Origin of the sequence: Pedobacter sp. SYSU D00535 (genome assembly GCF_017355855.1) — a bacterium.
Classification (GTDB): domain Bacteria; phylum Bacteroidota; class Bacteroidia; order Sphingobacteriales; family Sphingobacteriaceae; genus Desertivirga.
The window spans coordinates 87,223-105,757 of the sequence record NZ_JAFEWD010000003.1 but is presented as its reverse complement, the minus strand read 5'-3'; the positions used below and the strand labels follow the sequence as shown (position 1 = coordinate 105,757).

Annotated in this window: 13 protein-coding genes; 6 read left to right on the top strand and 7 right to left on the bottom strand. The window is 44.6% G+C overall.

The genetic code is table 11. The features are described from left to right. Positions 1-5: 5 nt before the first annotated feature. From J4N23_RS08510 to groL, 4 genes are all read left to right on the top strand, one after another. Positions 6-1,523: a hypothetical protein gene (locus tag J4N23_RS08510; RefSeq protein ID WP_207426534.1), complete on the top strand. Its 1,518-nt coding sequence runs from the start codon at positions 6-8 to the stop codon at positions 1,521-1,523. Positions 1,524-1,534: 11 nt separating this feature from the next. Beyond that, entirely contained in the window at positions 1,535-1,885 is a 351-nt protein-coding gene (gene secG / locus J4N23_RS08505) for a preprotein translocase subunit SecG (RefSeq protein ID WP_207426533.1), read from the top strand. 210 nt (positions 1,886-2,095) lie between these two features. Beyond that, a complete protein-coding gene (gene groES, locus J4N23_RS08500; protein ID WP_207426532.1) occupies positions 2,096-2,371 on the top strand; it encodes a co-chaperone GroES in 276 nt (91 codons plus the stop codon). 56 nt (positions 2,372-2,427) lie between these two features. Beyond that, positions 2,428-4,065 (top strand): chaperonin GroEL, encoded by a 1,638-nt coding sequence (gene groL, locus J4N23_RS08495; RefSeq protein ID WP_207426531.1) that lies wholly within the window; start codon positions 2,428-2,430, stop codon positions 4,063-4,065. 160 nt (positions 4,066-4,225) lie between these two features. Here the strand turns inward: groL and J4N23_RS08490 are convergent, their stop codons facing one another. Further along, a complete protein-coding gene (locus J4N23_RS08490; RefSeq protein ID WP_207426530.1) occupies positions 4,226-4,942 on the bottom strand; it encodes a hypothetical protein in 717 nt (238 codons plus the stop codon). Between the two features lie 170 nt (positions 4,943-5,112). Between J4N23_RS08490 and J4N23_RS08485 the strand changes: the two genes are divergently transcribed. Beyond that, positions 5,113-6,492: a LutB/LldF family L-lactate oxidation iron-sulfur protein gene (locus J4N23_RS08485; protein WP_207426529.1), complete on the top strand. Its 1,380-nt coding sequence runs from the start codon at positions 5,113-5,115 to the stop codon at positions 6,490-6,492. Positions 6,493-6,692: 200 nt separating this feature from the next. Continuing rightward, positions 6,693-7,478 (top strand): hypothetical protein, encoded by a 786-nt coding sequence (locus tag J4N23_RS08480; protein ID WP_207426528.1) that lies wholly within the window; start codon positions 6,693-6,695, stop codon positions 7,476-7,478. Here J4N23_RS08480 and J4N23_RS08475 read toward each other — a convergent pair. The 6 genes from J4N23_RS08475 to sprA form a co-directional block, all read right to left on the bottom strand. Then, positions 7,475-8,086, bottom strand: a complete 612-nt coding sequence (locus tag J4N23_RS08475; RefSeq protein ID WP_207426527.1) for a SprT-like domain-containing protein — start codon at positions 8,084-8,086, stop codon at positions 7,475-7,477. The genes J4N23_RS08480 and J4N23_RS08475 overlap by 4 nt on opposite strands. A gap of 12 nt (positions 8,087-8,098) precedes the next feature. Continuing rightward, positions 8,099-10,213, bottom strand: a complete 2,115-nt coding sequence (gene feoB / locus J4N23_RS08470) for a ferrous iron transport protein B (protein ID WP_207426526.1) — start codon at positions 10,211-10,213, stop codon at positions 8,099-8,101. Between the two features lie 13 nt (positions 10,214-10,226). Beyond that, the gene (locus tag J4N23_RS08465) at positions 10,227-10,442 is read right to left on the bottom strand and encodes a FeoA family protein (protein ID WP_207426525.1); all 216 of its coding nucleotides are present in this window, start codon (positions 10,440-10,442) and stop codon (positions 10,227-10,229) included. A 199-nt stretch (positions 10,443-10,641) separates the two neighbouring features. Continuing rightward, positions 10,642-11,040, bottom strand: coding sequence for a VanZ family protein (locus J4N23_RS08460; protein ID WP_207426524.1), 399 nt, complete (start codon positions 11,038-11,040; stop codon positions 10,642-10,644). Then, positions 11,040-11,420 (bottom strand): glycine cleavage system protein GcvH, encoded by a 381-nt coding sequence (gene gcvH / locus J4N23_RS08455; RefSeq protein ID WP_207426523.1) that lies wholly within the window; start codon positions 11,418-11,420, stop codon positions 11,040-11,042. Before gcvH ends, J4N23_RS08460 begins: the two co-directional genes overlap by 1 nt. A gap of 62 nt (positions 11,421-11,482) precedes the next feature. Beyond that, on the bottom strand, positions 11,483-18,478 hold the full coding sequence (sprA, locus tag J4N23_RS08450; RefSeq protein ID WP_207426522.1) for a cell surface protein SprA: 6,996 nt from the start codon (positions 18,476-18,478) through the stop codon (positions 11,483-11,485). Positions 18,479-18,535: the final 57 nt, after the last annotated feature.

Sequence of the window (18,535 nt, the reverse complement as noted above, 5' to 3'; positions counted from 1 at the left end):
TGAACATGGTGGAAGAACAACGTCTGACAAGTCAAACAGAAATTACTCGGATACTTTCAGATCCTGAAGCAATTACAGCCCGGGACTTATCAATACTGGAAGATCTGACCAAAGAATTTCCTTATTGCCAGTCCTTCCACTACGCCTATACCTCTGCGCTGCGCAGGTTCCAGCCTCAACAGTATGAGCACTATGTGCAAAAGGCAGCGTTTTACTCGCCTGAAAGGGAAGTCCTTTATAAATACATCCACCAGCCGGAACGCTTCAAGTATGTCCTGCAAGCGCCGGGTGTTGACCAGATATTAGTCGATGAGCCGGTTGCTGAAATAGACACTTCCTCTGATTCGCTCCCCCTTGCTTCCACAGAGCTGGAAGACGCAGTTGAAAATTTATCGGTGGATGAAAGCGACGAAGAAATAATCGAACCGATGCAGAGCGATACTGAGTCACCTGACTTACCAGAGCTCGAGCTTTCCTCAGAAGATCCTGAAAGCGAACCAGCAACAGAAAGGAGTTTGGAGAATGTGAGTGAAGAAGCTTCTGTTTCGGAAGATGATTTTTCGAGTTCCAATTTCACTGCTCTTGAGTTGGAAGACGATCAGGAGGAAGACGATGAAGCAATCGAACTGCATAATAGTTCGCCAGAAATTGAAAGTGTAGTTCCTGAAGAACTGCCTTTGCCAATTCCGGTTTCAATTGAAAATGCCTATTATTCAGTAGCAGACGAGATTGAAACGGTGATACCGGAAGTAGAATCCCCTTTCGGAGAAAAGGAAACAGAGGGCCATCCGGCGATCAATGCCGTCGAAGAAGAAGCTAGTCCGGAAATCGCATCCGAACAGGAGGAAATTGTAGCTGCTCCCGCCAACGACCCCGCAGAAGATCGGCGGATAGTGGGAAGCATTGCATCCTCAGACTACTTTGTTTTTGACCGCTCGGCTGTTGATCCTCTAAAATCGCCGGCGATTGAAGAAAACCAGGAGCCTGATCCGGCAGAGGTACAAGAAGTGAATGACCTGGCCAAATATCATGATGATACACTGCCTTATACATTCCTTTGGTGGCTGCATAAAACCCGAAAAGAGTACGCTGCTACTTATCAGCCCTATGTTATTAAAGCTCCGGCTTTCGGGGTGCAGAAAGCAGGCAATGCAGAATTGAACCAGCAGATAATTGAGAACATCTTTCATATACAACCAGAGTTAAACACTTTCCCGCCCAATGTGCTAGCCAGCCCTCCTGTCGAGACAAAGAAGAAAGAGGACGAGATCATTGAAAAATTCATCAAAGAAGAGCCGCAGATAAGACCTCCGCAACTTACTCAGCTGGATACAGAAAATAAGGCGCGTAAAAGCTCGGAAGATAACCTGGACCTGGTTACTGAGACGCTAGCGAGAATCTATACTGACCAGATGTTGTATCACAAGGCCATTGATATCTACAAAAAATTAAGTTTGAAATTCCCGGAGAAAAAGCTTTACTTTGCGGGTCAAATTGAAGAATTAGAAAAGAAAATCCATTAATTATATTTATCATGTTTTATACACTGGTTATTCTGGCAATTATTGTTTGCGTTTTGTTGGCTCTGATTATTTTGATCCAGGAACCAAAAGGGGGCGGCCTTACTTCAGGCTTCGCGGGATCAAATAACATTATGGGAGTTCAACGCACTGGCGATATTTTGGAAAAAGGAACCTGGATTCTTACAATATCATTAATGGTAATCGTATTACTTATAAATGTGGTAATTCCTAAAGGCGGCACTTCTGGCCAAAGTGGAGAAGATCTCCAAAACCAGATTAACAAGCCAGCAACCTCTGTTCCAGCAGCGCCTGCTTTACCTGGTGCTACTCCTAAAGCAGCTGGTGATACCTCTAAAAGATAGAAGATTCGCATCTACAGATACAAGGCTCCGCAAGGAGCCTTTTTTGTTGCTGACACTTCCCTGACAGGCTGACATTGCATTCGTAATCTCTACTCAAGAGCTGACCCGATAAAAATGAAATTTTGACAACTTTAAGTCGAAAAAACAGCAATTTCAGGCTTTGGCATAATAAGTGACCGGTAGGGAACAGAATTAAAATCATATTAAACTATGTCATTAAATATTAAACCAATCGCAGACAGAGTAGTAGTTGAAGCTGCTCCTGCAGAAGAAAAGACAGCATCAGGAATCTATATCCCTGACACAGCTAAAGAGAAACCTCAAAGAGGAACTGTAGTTGCCGTTGGAGATGGCAAAAAAGATGAGCCTTTAACTGTTAAAGTTGGTGACCAGGTTTTATATGGCAAGTATGCCGGTACTGAAATTACTTATGATGGTAAAGAGTACCTGATTATGCGTGAATCTGACATTTACGCGGTTCTTTAATTTAGATGACGAAGAACTAGAAACTCTCTCATTTACTAAAACAAAAAAAAACTAAAATGGCAAAACAAGTTAAATACAACGTTGAAGCACGCGACGCCCTAAAAAGAGGTGTTGATACCTTAGCTAACGCAGTTAAGGTTACTTTAGGACCAAAAGGTCGTAACGTAATTATCGATAAGAAATTCGGTTCTCCTGCTGTAACTAAAGATGGTGTTACTGTAGCTAAAGAAATCGAACTGAAAGACAGTTTAGAGAACATGGGCGCTCAGATGGTAAAAGAAGTAGCTTCTAAAACTGCTGATATTGCAGGTGATGGAACTACAACTGCAACCGTTCTCGCTCAGGCTATCGTGACTGCCGGTATCAAAAACGTAGCTGCTGGTGCCAACCCAATGGACCTGAAACGTGGTATTGATAAAGCTGTTGCTGCAGTAGTTGAGAACCTAAAAACTCAATCACAAACTGTAGGTGAAGACAACAACAAAATCAAACAAGTTGCTTCAATCTCAGCAAACAACGACGAAGTAATCGGTTCGTTAATTGCTGATGCAATGGCTAAAGTTGGTAAAGATGGTGTTATCACTGTTGAAGAAGCAAAAGGTACTGAAACTGAAGTAAAAACTGTAGAAGGTATGCAGTTTGACCGCGGTTACCTTTCTCCTTACTTCGTAACCAACGCTGATAAAATGGAAGCGGAATTGGACAATCCTTACATCCTGATCTATGACAAAAAGATCAGCAGCATGAAAGAATTGCTTCCTGTTCTTGAAAAACAAGTTCAAACTGGTAAACCTCTTTTGATTATTTCTGAAGACCTTGACGGTGAAGCTTTAGCTACTTTAGTAGTAAACAAGATCCGTGGTTCACTGAAAGTTGCTGCCGTTAAAGCTCCAGGCTTCGGTGATCGTCGTAAAGCGATGCTTGAAGATATTGCTATCTTAACTGGCGGTACCGTGATCTCTGAAGAAAGAGGATATAAATTAGAAAACGCCGATCTTTCTTACCTTGGTCAGGCTGAGAAAGTAGTTGTTGATAAAGACAATACTACCATCATCAATGGTGCTGGTAACCCTGAGGATATCAAAGCTCGCGTTAACCAGATCAAATCTCAAATCGAAACTACTACTTCCGACTACGATCGCGAGAAGCTACAAGAGCGCCTTGCTAAACTAGCTGGTGGTGTTGCAGTTCTTTACGTAGGTGCTGCTACTGAAGTAGAGATGAAAGAGAAAAAAGACCGCGTTGATGATGCGTTACATGCAACTCGTGCTGCAGTTGAAGAAGGTATCGTAGCTGGTGGAGGTGTTGCTTTCATCCGCGCAGTATCTGCTTTAGCTGACTTAAAAGGCGAAAACGAGGATGAGAATACTGGTATCCAGATCATCCGTCGTGCTATCGAAGAGCCTCTTCGTCAAATTTGCGAAAACGCAGGTATCGAAGGCTCTATCGTAGTGCAGAAAGTAAAAGAAGGCGAAGGCGACTTCGGTTACAACGCTCGTGCTGATCGTTACGAGAACCTAATCAGCGCTGGTGTTATCGATCCAACTAAAGTATCTCGTGTTGCTTTAGAGAACGCTGCTTCTATTGCTGCGATGTTGCTAACTACCGAGTGTGTACTAGCTGACGATCCAGAAGATGAAAAAGCTGGTGCAGGTATGCCTCCAATGGGCGGTGGCATGGGCGGCATGATGTAATCAGGCAATCCTTAAAGGAACCCAAATAAAACAAAGCGGCTGTACGGAAATGTACGGCCGCTTTTGTTTTTGATCGATAGACGAATCCTACGTCTTTTAAAATTGCAAAAAGAAAGCCGCTATCCTGGGATAGCAGCTCGAAAGTCATATGCAGTTGCGTTTATTTCTGCGCGTAAACAACTCCCTTTCTTACAATCTTCCGGCCTTGCGAATCAATCACCTCCTGCGGCGTTCTGTTCCAGTTAGCCTCGCCATTATGTGTAAACCTGGTAATCACCATGTGGCTGTTTACATCAGTTAAAGTCGCGTTAAGAAACATATTGTAAGTTTTGGGCGTAAGCCCTACCCCTGTAGCATTAGTATTATGGTTGTTATCTTTTTTACTGAGCAGATTATCAAGTACGTTTGCAGCCACGCCAATTCCAAGGGAAGCCGTCTCGGACATAATTCTATCCTCTTTCACCCGCACTTTAAGCACCATGTCCGCCCCCACCAACCTACCCAGACTGTCCGGATTCATCGCCCACGAATCTCTTATATCAATTCCACGTTCGCTCAAAATGCTATTTATCCGATCCACATTGATCAGTTCAACTGCCTTCTTTTTTTTACTCCCTGATTTAGCTTTGAAAAGATATTGGCTGTACAGCTGATTTTGAATCAACGTACTTTCCTCTTCTTCGCGAAGCATCTTTTTAGAAACAGTCATCCCTTTCGGGAGACGACCTGTAAACTCCACTTCCACCGGAAGTATTGCTACCCTTTTCCCTTCCAGGTCCACCTGTTTTAAATACGCTTTGTTATTATAAACTCTTCCTGAACACGCTTGCAACAATACTACCGCTGCTAACATCGTTTTAAATGCAATCCTTTTCATGTGACAAAAATCTAAGTATGTGATTAATCTAAGTGTGTATTGTATACCTATGACGTAGCTGGAAAGGCAGAAGTTACAAGCTGAAGCAGAAATTCTGAGATTGCATCAAACTTTCCTATTTATTGAAACATTACTAATATCTATCTTATAAAAATCAATAACTTCGCATAATGACAAAATTCGCCGAGGATTTTCTGGAAACATCTGACAATAAGGCATTTGACTTGAACCACCGCCGCATCATCAACTTCAACATGGGCAGATATCATACGGCGGTAGAAAGAGGATTGTCAAAGCTGGCCAATCTGGATGCTGCTAAAAAAAAGGCGCACACCATCAAATGGCGGGTGATGGAGAACCTCGACAAATACTTGCCTGAGTTCGAGGCCAACTTCCAGAAGAAGGGCGGGAAAGTGATCTGGGCAAATGACGCCGAGGAAGCTAACCGCGAGATCCTAAACATCCTGAAAAAGGCGAATGCCAGAAGCGTTATCAAGTCGAAATCGATGTCAACCGAGGAAATTCATTTGAACGAATTTCTAGAAGAACATCATATTGAGACACTTGAAAGTGACTTGGGTGAATATATTGTTCAACTGCTAGGTCAAAAGCCTTACCATATTGTAACCCCTGCGATGCATCTTAGCAAAGAAGATATTGCTAAGCTTTTTCATGAAAAACTCGGTACTCCGGCAGACGCCACCCCTGAGCAGCTGACGCTGAAAGCGCGGGAAGTATTAAGAGAAAAATACCTTACAGCTGATGTGGGGATAACGGGAGCCAACTTTTTACTGGCAGATACAGGTAGTATTGCGCTGACTGAAAATGAAGGAAATGCGCGGCTATCGACTACTTTCCCAAAAATCCATATTGTAATTGCTGGGATTGAGAAGGTAATTCCATCCATTACTGATCTGGATTTGTTCTGGCCACTATTAGCCACTCATGGCACTGGTCAAAATCTTACGGTGTACAATACCATCCTCGGTGGCCCGCGACAAGATTGGGAAACTGACGGCCCCGAAGAGATGTACGTGATTTTGCTCGATAACGGCAGAACAAACCTACTTGCTCAGAAAGAACAGCGCCAGGGTCTTTACTGCATACGGTGCGGAGCTTGCCTAAATGCCTGCCCTATCTACAAAAATGTAGGCGGCCATACCTACGAGACCACCTATAGCGGCCCTATTGGCTCTGTCATCACTCCTCACATGAAGGGCATGGAGGACTTCAAGCACCTGAGTTACGCTTCCAGTCTTTGCGGAAAGTGTACCGAAGTTTGTCCCGTTAAAATTGATATCCATAAAATGCTACTCTTAAATAGGAGAGATTCGGTACGGGACGGGATGACTACGAAAGTCGAAAAGATGGGCTGGAAAGGCTGGAAAAAAGGAATGCTGAAGAGGAAGTTCATGGATTTGGTGGGAGGCAAAATGAAAAACTTCCTGATGCGAAACTTCTTCAGGAAAGCTTGGGGAAAATACCGGGAACTTCCTGAACTAGCACCTAAGTCGTTCAGCAAACAGTGGCAGGAGAAAAGCGGGGAATAGCCCTTCAATCTGCCCTAGTGCTTTATATACACTACTGCCTCAAATACTGAACAGCCATGGGGCATGAAGTGCTGCGCTAGTGAGTAGAATGCCTTTAAGGTTCGTCTTCCTCTCTATAAAGAAAGCAATGTGTCAAAATATTTTCGCGTAGAAGTACCTATGGCACGGTATTTCTACGCTCTGCATAATGACAAATAGTTATGCGAAGGATTAAGGTTGGGATTGGGGTCGTGTTAATGAGCGTGCTGCTAATGTTTACTTGCGAAGAATTTTCTTGGGTTAGTGGGACTGCTGCTTCAGCAAGTGCCTTGGTGAAGTCGGACGAAAACCGCCTTGCTTGTTATGCGGATTCCGTTGATGCAATTCTACCGCATCTTTCCTTGCAAAAAAGCTTGATCTACCAGCAGGGAAACTATTCCTTCCAGGTCTTTAAATATATGACTAATGGTGAACCTGTACTATATATTGAGAGGGGAAGCAACGGAAGAGAGGGGCAGGTCGAGAAAAAATACTATGTGAAAGACAACAGGCTGGCTCTTTATGAAGAGAATGCTGTTACTAACAACTCTACCAAACCTTACGTTGCTACGAAGGCCTACTTCAAAAACAACAGATTATTTTACGCCGAGCAAAAGGTTGCTTTAAGTGATTCGGGACTGCAGCGGGTGCGTTTTCAAAAAGCTAACCTTCCAGCTACTTTTAACGTACCAAACCTCTCTACGTACGAAGACGCTCTAACACAGAGAGGAAATTTCGATCTGGTTTTTGAGGGCATCGCAGAATCCCCTAAAGCCAAGTATATTATTTTAGGCAAAAGTGGCTATAAGGGTTACCGCGCTCCTATCCGTGTCGCAAACGAGGACGCCTTTATTCATGAGCTATCTACGAACGCCTATGAGTACAGAGGTGAAAAACTGGAGATTGACTGGGAAATAGGTGACACGAACGAAGTTCTTTACGAAAGTGGGCGACTAAGCAGAAACTAGTCACCTATCGGGGATACTTCTGCTAGAGGATTAAAAAGGTAAATCTTGCCGGAGGACAGCTCTTCACATTTAAACCTCTTCCGGACCCGTTCACCTTTCCTGAAAATCCTTCCATCGCTAATTTTAAATACAGTCGCTACAGGCAAGTTTTCGACTAAAAACACTCCTTCCGGCTTGGAATCATACTTTTTAAGCGCTCGAAAGAGATTGCTGTCGCTGCAGCTAGAGGCAGCAGGATTTTCTAGGTAGAGACTGATGGCGGTCTTCAGGTCCGGCGGAAAAATATCCTGGTCGAAAAAAGGTTTCATCATCCTTTTAAAGTTAGCTTTCCACTCGGCCCCATGAGGTCTTACCTTACCCTTATATTCGTTCCAGGTTAAAAGATGGGCAAATTCATGCACTGTGGTGACAAGGAAAGCGAAAGGGTTTAGATCGAAATTAACGGAGATACGATGCCCTGCCCCCCGGAAAGGAGCGCGGTAATCACCAAATTTGGTATTTCGGTTTCTCGAAATTTTGAATTCGCACTGAAAGTAGTCTATCCACCGAGCTATGAGAGGAGCCGCTCCAGCAGGAAGATAATTAGCAAGTACCGCTGCCTTTTCCAAAAACGTTCCCTTCTATTTGAGTAAATGATATACTACAAGGCTGGAAACGTAGGCCAGGACGGTCATGTAAGCTAGCTGTATCATAGGCCATTTCCAACTTTTGGTTTCCCGATAGACAATCGCCAGAGTACTCATACACTGCATCGCGAAAGCATAAAAGACCATGAGAGAAAAAGCAACGGCAGTGGTAAATATAGGTTGTCCTGTTTCAGGATTTTTTGCTGAGGCCATTTTCTCTCGAACTGACTCCTCCTGCGCTTCGTCAGTCCCTACACTGTAAATTGTTGCCATCGTCCCTACAAATACCTCGCGTGCTGCAAAAGAGGTGATGAGAGCTATCCCAATCTTCCAGTCAAATCCGAGCGGCTTTATCACGGGCTCTATAGTCTTCCCAATAATTCCGGCGTACGAATTCTCGAGCTTCTCAGAAGCATAAAGATTTTGAACTTCTTCTGAGGGAGTGACGCCCGTTACCTTCGCTGTTTGATACTTCTGCTCCAGCACTTCCATCCTGGCAGGAGGACCATAAGACGACAGCACCCATAGTATGACCGAAATCGCGATGATCACTTTTCCTGCTTCTATAATAAACGTCTTCACTTTTTCGTACATCGTAAAAGCAACGTTGTTCCATCTAGGCAAGCGGTACACAGGCAATTCCATTATGAAATAACCCCGTTCGCCCGACTTAATCAATAACTTTATTACCCAGGCCACCAGCACCGCCATGACCATACTAAGGACATACATTGACATGAGTACAAGGCCCTGTAAATTAATCAGCCCCCCGAAAGACTCATCAGGAACGACGAGCGAAATCAACAAGGTATAAATCGGCAAACGTGCTGAACAGCTTACTAAAGGCGTTACCATAATGGTGATCATCCTGTCCTTCCAGTTCTCAATAGTTCTGGCACTCATGATAGAAGGGACTGCACAGGCCAGTCCTCCAATAAGAGGCACCACCGACTTTCCGTTGAGCCCAACCTTACGCATGATTTTATCCATCATGAACGTAACGCGAGCCATATAGCCTGTATCTTCAAGCACGGATATAAAGGCAAAAAGAATAGCGATCTGCGGAATAAAAACGAGCACCCCGCTTAGTCCCGCTAACACTCCGTCAACTAGAAGATCTGCCAAAGGGCCGGGAGGCAAGGCATTATGAGCGGCTTCAGAAACCCAGACGAAGGCCTCTTCAATCAAAGTCATGGGAAACTCGGACCAGGCGAAGATAGCCTGGAATATAATGAACAGCACCGCAAAGAAAATGAGGAAACCCCAGAAGCGATGCGTTAGCACACTGTCAATCTTATTACTGAATGTTTCCTTAGTCCCTTCAGGTTTGAACTTGACTGTATCAAGCAACACATCGTTGATGAAGTTGTAGCGAGCAATAGTTTCCGCTGCCTGCGCTTTTGTCGAATGGAAGGAATACTCTTTCTCTATCTCCTCAATTCTGTCGCTTTGTTCAGGGGTAAGAAATTTGAGCGTTTCATGCTGATGGGCAAACTGGAGTGCCGTGTAAGGCTCATCAACCAGAAACTCCGTTTGAATCTTTCCAATAAGTCCTGGGGCAAGCGCTGCAACCTCTATTGTTTCCAGCTGTAACGGCATTTTCGAAGCATAGCTTAAAGCTTCCCGAAGTTTCCCAATATTGGCATTTTTACGGGCGCAAACAGGAATAACCTGAACACCCAGACGCTTAGAAAGCTCATCGACGTTTATCTCGGTGCCCGCCTTTTCCGCCAGATCGACCATATTAAGTGCGATGATAACCGGAATTTTAAGATCCGCTACTTGCGTATAGAGGAGCAGGTTTCGCTTAAGATTAGAGGCATCTGCGACGAAAATGATCAAATCCGGGTGGGCGCTATTATTTGGATCTGCCAATACCTGAAAAACAATGGATTCGTCCTTGCTTTTTGGATACAAACTATACGTCCCAGGCAGATCAATAATTTCGGCATTTCGGCCGTCAGCTAATCTTGTATAACCTGTTTTTTTATCGACTGTCACCCCTGGGAAGTTGCCAACCCGCTGGTTTAAACCTGTTAAAACGTTGAATAATGTGGATTTTCCTGTATTCGGGTTCCCTACGAGTGCAATTTTGAGATCACCGTTCACTTATCTATATATCTTATTGCAAAATGATGGTAGAAGCTTCATGTTTACGAAGGCTCAACTGATATCCGGAAACTGTAATAGCCATTGGATCACCGAGGGGAGCAAAGCGCTCGACTACTACATGCTCACCAGGTAAACATCCCATTTCCATCAGCTTTACTGACATTTCCAAATCTGTAAACTCCTTAATAACTCCTGATTGTCCTGGTTGTAGTTGCGAAAGCTTCATAACAATTTAAACTTCTCAAAGTTAACCTTATTTGAAATAATTCCAAATAAGAGAGGAGCGCGATCCTGAGACCTGTGTCATTATTGCGTAATTCTATTTAGAATAGGATACCCGTTGCTTGAAATGCGGGCAATTACAGTCCTTTTTAAAGAGTTTGCAGGAACTGACAGATGCGAGGGTAATAAAAAGAATAGAAAGCTTAAAGAAATTTTTCATGGCCGTTTCTGTGTAAAAATATATAACTAAAAATCCCCATTCCTACTCCTACAATATCACAGAACAAGTCCCACCAGTCCGCGGAGCGGTAGGTAAAAACCTTCCACTGCAGCAACTCAATACCAGCGCCCAGGGCCGAAGCAATTACCAGGATTTTTAGAATAGTTTTTATACGGAAGACGTAGCTACGCTGTTGCCTTATTTTTCCATAAAACATCAGTACAGTAAGCACAAAGAAAAAACCGGTGTGAACAAGTTTGTCCATACCTTCGAAGGTTGGAATATGGCCGGTTTCGGCCGCCCCCATAGGAATATCACATAGAATGAGCACCAGAACCGACCAGATAATGGCCAAGTACTGGTGCTTTATGGTATTGATCATCAGGCTCCGATCAGTTCTTTATAGGCCTCGGCAGACAGAAGAGCTTCTACCTCTGCTGCGGAATTAACAGTAACTTTTACCATCCAGCCGTCTCCGTAAGGATCTTGATTAACGAGTTCAGGAGCCGCATCGAGTTTAGGATTGATTTCAGAAATGGTTCCGGTAACAGGCATAAACAAGTCAGAAACAGTTTTAACAGCTTCTACAGTACCAAACACGTCATTCTGCGAAACTTCCTGCCCAACAGTGTTGATATCCACGTAAACGATGTCTCCTAATTCCCGCTGAGCGAAATCAGTGATTCCGATATATGCTTCGTTACCTTCCAAACGAATCCATTCGTGATCTTTGGTGTACTTTAATTCTGATGGAAAATTCATCTCTATTTATTTTGTGGCCAAAAATACCTTTTACTCTATCAAATAGCAAAGTTTATGCGAAGCTATTGAAGCGTAAATCTTAAACTTAAACCGAAGTTGCTGAATGCCGTGTTGAACGTTTGAGAGGTATACGGCCGGGTAATATTTCCGTCGTAAAACATTCTCAAATTCACCCTTTGGTTCAGCACGTAGTCGATTGAAGGACGGAAAGAAATATTTTTCGCACCTGAAGAAACCTCCGCATCATCGACATCCGCTCTGAAGATAGTTGTCTTTCGGTCGTTTAGGGCAAAATCCACTTTCATGTTCAGGTCGTTGCTCAGCTTGCGGCCTCCCAACAATCCGAAAGGAAAACGAAAATTAGCCGTTCTGTATCCGAAACCAAAGATGATACCGTCGTCGCGTTGCTGCGCAAGCTGGCTGTTAGACAGACTTAAACTTAAAGCCCGAGATTTGCGATACTCGAAATTCATGCTCATATTATTCTTCAACCTAAAATCGACACCCAATAGCGGCACGAACTGTTCGAAAAGAGTAACCTGCGAATACTGATAAAAGGGCAGGAAGTTCCCGTTAGCATCTTTGATGTTGACAGCGCCATTTGCCTCCTGGTATCGAGCCAGTGTATTGAAGGAGTTTACGTTGTAGGTGGAACGGTATCCATGGCTCACATCAAAGGACGCAAACAGCTTGTTGAAAAAAGGATACTTCGTTAGGCCATTATAAGTGATACGCCAGTTTGGAATTGGAATCTTTGGAAAACGGCTTAGCGTCGCTCGCTCCGCATCCTTACCAGTATAGGCAGCAAGGAATGAGGCTACTACCACATCCTGCGAATTAGCTTTGTATCCTTCAGCAAAACCATTTCCATCGGTCCCCTGTGAGTTAGGATTTTGAGCACCCAGTCGCCTTGAAACAATCTGTCTGTTTCTTTCAAACTGCTCGAAAAGCCTGGAAGTACCGTTCGGCGACTCCTTAGCGAAAGCTGTACGAAGAGAGAAGAAAGAAATGCTGAAGTCGCCATTGGTAATAGGACTTTGATTCTGGAAACCACCGCTGATACTGTCGTACTTGAAAGTAGTGGAATAGTTGAAATTCTGGCTTTTTACAGCTGTCAATTCTATCCTAAGGTCTTTCAAAGGCTCTATAGTACCGCGAAAGTTCATATCCTCTTTCTTTGTGTTGATATACAGCTGATTCATAGAAGCATCCCGCGTTATCCAACCGTTTCGAATAGCTCTGCCCCGAATGTCCTGCTGGCTTCCAAATACGAAATCCCAACCTGGAGCACTGGCATCCAGATCATAACCAAACACGTTGGTTTGCGGAAGGTAACCAGGAAGGAAAGTTCCCTCGGTACGGGTATAAGCACCAGTCACATTCTTCACACTTGTCAGTGTATTCACCAAAAACCTCTTTACCGGACTCGCCTCCGGACTCGTAGCCGAACGTATTAACCGCGACTTGTTATATAACGAAACAAAGTTCAGAGATGGATTAAGCTGAATGGTTCTCGAATTTTGGATCGTATTACCAAAGTTGATATCAGGGTCGCGAAGGGTAATCAAGGGCTCTGTACGCCAGTTGAAGTTAGTTCCGTAACGAGCTACCAGATTAGTCCAGCCAAAGCCGGGGATCTTATTAATAGGAACCGTATAATTCACGTTCAGGGTGTGATTATAGTCGGTTGTCCTGCCCAGCTTCTTCAAATTATTCCAAATCGTATCTCTCGCCCGACCATCTATCCGGCCTTCCGGCTCGTCAATGATGGAGTAATTGGTGGCGTTGAAATCCAACTGTACTGATTTCGTCAGGTTCCAGCTAATACCATACACCCTCGACATCTGGAAGTTCTTGTTGAAGTTGGTGATAGTGGGAAGTACGTTATTCGGACTGTTATCACGTAGCGTGTTCTCTGTGTAAAGACGATCTACGTCAATCCGGAAATTCAATAGAGAAGGCATCAAGTTGAAATTAAAATCACGCAGTAATGCCAGCGTATTTGATTTAATCAACTTCTCGAAGGGCGTAAAGCCTTTGGACTGCCCGCTATAATTATAAGCTAGACCCGCCCTGTAATTCTTCTGCAGGGCCAGCTCCGTAATATAATCTCTGTGACTGAACTCGGTGAAAGCATAAGTAGCACTAAAGTTTTCAATATCCCAGACATGGCTTTTACTATTAGGATCAGTTTTGATCTTCCGGACATTCGTAAAATTGATACTCCGCCTTTGAGTTACATCATCTACCAATTGATGCACCCTATTTTTCTCGCTTCCCGATAAACCAGTCAGGGAAGTTTTGAGCTCCATATCCTGAAAGCGCGGATCAAACTGAGGGATGCTATGCTGCGAAGACCAGTTGAAGAAGAAAGGAACCTTAATTCCGGCCCTCTCAGGGAAAAACTTACCCAACTCCAGACTGGATGACATATCAAAAAAAGTATCGTCATTTCTACTTCGCTCGCTCACCCTTCTGTCGATAGAGCCAAACCCTACGGTACTCTTACTTCCGGAAAGGGTAAGATCTCCAAAATCGGCTAACTTGGCATTTATCCGGGCTGTAGCAGCCCAGCCGCCACGTTCATCAAAGTCGGTTAACCGCAGCTCATTGAACCAAACCTGGGCGCTCTTTTCCAAACCATCATCAGAACCCGGAGCTGCTGCGTTCCGTAGAGGATTCTTCACTCCCACCATGTATACCCGCACCTTGCTAAGGTCAGGTTGTCCCACCACGGTGATCTTATTGTTTCCGTCTGTTTTAACGAAAGGAAGGTTCTGAGGATAGCCAGAGTTATTACGTTCTGCCTTGGCCTCCTGAAGCTTTTGCAGCGCTATGTCCAGCTTATTTTCTTCCGGCCAGATCCGATAGGCGTCGCGGGTGTTGGGCTGAGTTACCTTAAGCGGAATCTCGTACTCGTAATAGTTATTCTGGTTATCCGTACCGATCCGGATAATTGCGCTCACGTCGTTGTCTCTCAGCTGCTCCCCTTCAGCATGAATAAACATTTCCAGACGCTTGTAGGATCTGAAATCGTTGAAGGTAGTTCTGAAAGCGGCACGGCCGTATCCGTCGCGCAAGTTTTGAACATTGACAGCGAGTGATTGCTCATTTTGAACTGTTTCTCCCCTGAAGTTACTAAAATCTCTTTCCCGCTCGATACCAGGAGGTACCACATAAGGGATTGGGGTACGCTTCCCATTTTCTTCGATGTTTACGGTAGTAACTTCAATAGTAGAGTTATCGGGATTAGTGGTATTCAAATCCTTATCTACAATCACCTCATTACCTGGCAGGTTCTTCGCATTAAAGCGTCTCCACTCGCCTCTTACCAACTGCATTCTGGCCATCCGCAAAATGGTAGTATCACGGAAGTTGGTAAGGTAAGTACGGATAAAGCGGATCGACTTGAAATCCTGAATATTTCCCACCTGATTGTGATACTGCGCTAGCGGCACTTTAAACTGGTACCAGTTCACCTGCTGAGTTGTTCCATTGGGAAGTTTTACGCTGGCAGTCACCTTATCGGTAATATTGTTAGAACCTACCACCATATCCTGGGGCCTCAGCGAAACCTTGTATTCAAAGTATTCATCGGCAATAGTTGTCGTATTGTCACGGTTCACATCCTCGCCATCAGGAAGAGGTGTGGAGGCCGTGTTTTCAATTCCCGTTTCGGCCCGCGACTGCTCGATAGTCTTCGAGTTTCCCTCCAAGCCGTTGTATCGCTGATAGCGTTGAAGAACTCCTGCATTCGCGTTGTCTAAATCACTGCCTCTGTAGTAGTGGTAATCATCAGACGCCGGGTCTGCTTCCAGCGCGGCGGCTGCTTGAGGTGCTAAACGGCCTTTAATCTGATTGATCTGTTCCAAAAAGAACCGTTGCTCTTCGTTGCTGGACAAACCGTCCAAACCCACGTCCTGGTACTTCCTGGCTTCAGGATTATTGTCGAAAGCTTGAATAACGGGTTGTAAACGCGCCACTCGTCCCCAGGCAGACTCGTCTGTCTTCCCAAGATCACCATCAGCAGGAAGACCGTTTTCAAGCGACTTCTTTCCGTCTTTTAAAATGTCTTCGGAAATGTTACCAAGGTTGAAATATAAATCGCCGCCCGAAGAGTTACGGTTGTAGATAAATGGATCCATCACCCAAAACTCAATGAACTCGATGTTCAACGCTTCAAAGTCATTCGACTCCAGTCTCCTGAAAATGCCTCCCCACCTGTCTTGTGGCCTGGTTAAAGTACCATCCGGATTGACGTCAGAGCTAAAATTGTATTGCCCGCGGACGTTAGGATAATAGGCAAGATCAAGGGTTGGCAAGGTTAAGGGCTGACCGGTGCTCGACTGCTTAAAAGGAAACACTTCTTGCTCCAACACCTCTCTCACATAATGATTCGATTGCTCATTCTTGTTGTTCTTGATGTTAGTGGGGGTAAGGGTGCTTCCGCGATTGAAGAAAATAGGGTCGATGTTATAGAAAGCTAAACGGGCCCTGTTTTTTCCATATTCGAGATTGTTCGCGAGATTGGCTTCCGGAAAGCGTTGAGGAGTACCCGATATCTGCCAGGCAGAGGCACTTTTTAAATCGATAATAGAACGGGAACCTTCGAAATCATCTAAATAACTTGCCCCGTTGCGGCTTCCTGCAAAGTTCAGTGCATTGGGATGGCCGGGAATCAGATTAGCAAATTCTCCCGTGAAGGTAATTGACGAGGTTTCCTTGGTGTTAATGAACGGAATTTTATCTACCAGACGCGTTAACCACCTGGAATCAGAACTATAGTTCGCGTCCATACCCCAAATAGTGTTCGAGATCGACTCCTCGCCGATATTAACTTTAGGAGTAAGAGGACGCTCTGTGAGATTCATAACCGTTCCGCCCAGGTTAAGCTTATGATTTACCCGATAATCGAACCTTGAACCAAAGAGAGAGCGCTGTTGCAACCCAAAAAGCTCGTTATTCTCCAGTTTAATCCGGATGGGCTGTCCCGAGTTAAGCAAGGCCTGATTCAAGATTCTTACCCTACCACTGTTATAGTCGACGGTAAAGTCGGCACCTTCCTGAAGCGGCAAAGTTCCTGCAACTACCTGTACAGATCCCGGAGGAACATTAATAGCATTTAATTGAAACTCGGAGGAAACTTCCGATTGGAAAGTACCCCTGATGATATAGCGGTTTTTATGAGTAAATAACTGCTGAGCATCGGCTTTCGTTAAGTCGTAGAGCTCGGGAAAAGCATATCTGCTCCGGTCTGACGGATTAGAAAATTTACGACCTAGGTCTTCTCCGAAAGGTTCTACCAATGGAAAGGTAACCCGTCCGTTGAGCGGATCGATTGTCACCCCTTCTACAAAGTCGAAAAATCCATCTGCAACGTCTGACCCTGCCTGGTTCAAGCGGTCCAGGTTGGTTAGCTGCAGCCACAGTTTTCCATTTGTATTCTGATCTCCTTCATTTACTACCGGAATCTCCACGCCTGTTTTCTCATCCAGTCGGTAAATGTTCAAATTGAAACCGGTGCGACTCACCTGGTAAGCCCCTAGAGAATAAATGTTTTTCATCATCAGATGCCAGGTTGGCAACGACGTTTTCAGCGCCTCGCCCTTCAGCAACTTCACGTAGAGCGCATTGGGACTTGCGGGATCTACCGGAACATCAGTAGAGAACTCCCCCACCTGATACTCTACGCCGTTGGCATTGTAGCGATAGGCCACGGCCAGCACTTCATCGGCATTTAGCGCCGTATTCAGAGAGATATAACCCAGACGAGGATTAAGCGTAAACTCTCGCTCTGTTAATCTTCTGGCATACGACAATTTGGAGTAGTTATCTGTGTTACCGCCGAAGAAGTTATAGATATTGTTAGAGTTCGTTAGCCGGTTGCCCGGGTCAGCCGCCAATTGTTGTAAGAGATTATTCGAGTGCTGAGGAAAGGCTGGATCTCCCAGGGGACCGGCGGCGGGGTATCTTGAATAGGACGGACCGCCTGCTACCCTCGAATCATTATAGATCGTATCCTGATTATTTTCTCCCAGGTCGATCAAACCAATGATATCTCTTGAATCCACCGTACTGTTATTCCGGTTTGTCACCCAAACCTCGATACGGGTAATATTGATGTCGGAGGTAATAATGGGAAGTTTGCTGAGATACTTGTTATAATTTTCACGAAAGTAGTGAGCAAGGAAATAATGCCTGTTCGCCTCGTAGTTATCCGCAGTAAGGCGAAACTCGTTTTGTTGCGAACCGTTAGTGATGGTGATTTCGCGCTGTTGCGACTTCTGTTGAGAGAAAACACTGGTTACGTTCAGTTTACCAAACTGAAGCTGCGTTTTCAATCCGAAAAGTGCCTGGCTTCCGGTTATCAAAGAAGAGCTAAGCGGCAGGTTTACATTTCCCGCTTCTATTTTCTGAACAATTTCATCGGGCCTACCGGTATAGTCGAGCTTCATCTGATTCTCGAAATCAAACTGCGCTTCTGTATTATAATTGGTAGTGATCCTGAGTTTATTTCCAATCTGGCCGAGCACGTTCATCTGGATCCGTTGATCGAAATCAAAGTTTCCCTGACGCCGCTGCCGCTCATTAAATAAAGGATTCTGATTCTTATTGATCCGGCCGGCAAGCGTAAGCTCGGCAGTTCCCTGTGGCCGGATATCAATGGTAGAGCCGCCGAATATCCTTTCAAACGACTCACTTTTAATTGTTACACGTGGAACAAATCCAGGCTCACGAGCTTCCTTTATGGGCGCCTCCGACAGTTGTTTCCAGTAGTCGCGTTTGATCTGCTCGGTTTCATACTTCTGATACTCCTCGATACTGAGATACTGCGGCTCCCGGTACAGCCTGTCTCCAATTTTCTCACGAATTACATATCTTTTTGAAATTGGATCAAACTCTACGGATCTTTGAATGTTAGAAGGATTAGGTAAATAAAATCCAGGCTTGGGATTAAGCTCCAAAAGCCTTGAGTCTAGGAAAGGGTACTTCAGCTTTAAGCTATCCGTACTAGAGCTATTGCTTTGGGCATAGGCTCCCCCTTGTAAAAAAAACATAACACCGCAACAAATCCCAACCAAGGAGAAGGTAGATATCTTTCTCAAAACCCTTAT